The organism is Pseudovibrio sp. Ad37, from assembly GCF_001623075.1.
GTDB lineage: Bacteria > Pseudomonadota > Alphaproteobacteria > Rhizobiales > Stappiaceae > Pseudovibrio.
The window spans coordinates 1-642 of the sequence record NZ_LMCF01000174.1; the positions used below are offsets into that span (position 1 = coordinate 1).

Here is a 642-nt window from a genome sequence, read left to right on the forward strand (position 1 = left end):
CAGCATCAGAGCCAAGACCTGCAATCACCAGAGCCTGTTCAGCAAGCAACGTCCCGCTGTTGGTCAGATCACCGGCAAGAGTGAGGCTCAGGCCGTCCTTGGCCAGCAGCTCGCCGCTGTTTGCAACGCCAGCCTGACTGCTCAGGCTCACAGAACCTTCCGCAGAGCCGATCAGACCATCATTGGCAACAGAGGCAACCGCAGCCTCAATACTGGCCGCCCGAAGCTTGGCATCTTTTGTGTTGGTGAACGCACCTGTAGCGCCACCGGAAGTATTGGTTAGCGTCAGCGCACCTTCACTGGCAATATCGCCGCTGTTGGTCACTTTGCCATCAACCTTGAGTGTGGCATCATTCTTGGCAACAAGACGGCCAGAGTTGATCAGATCACCAGAGTTGGTGAGTGTCAAAGCTCCGTTCACGGCGCCAATCAGGCCGCCATTGTCCAGGGATGACACCCGTGCTGTCACCGTAGACGCTTTGATCTCACCGCCAGCTGCATTGCTCAGTGCGCCGATGGCAGCATCAGAGCCAAGACCTGCAATCACCAGAGCCTGTTCAGCAAGCAACGTCCCGCTGTTGGTCAGATCACCGGCAAGAGTGAGGCTCAGGCCGTCCTTGGCCAGCGGCTCCCGGGGCTTTG

General features: G+C 58.3%; 1 protein-coding gene. It reads right to left on the bottom strand.

Going from position 1 to position 642, the window contains the following annotated elements; translation table 11 throughout:
* A partial coding sequence (locus PsAD37_RS20645; RefSeq protein WP_153039818.1) for a hypothetical protein occupies window positions 1-642 on the bottom strand: 642 nt, incomplete at both ends.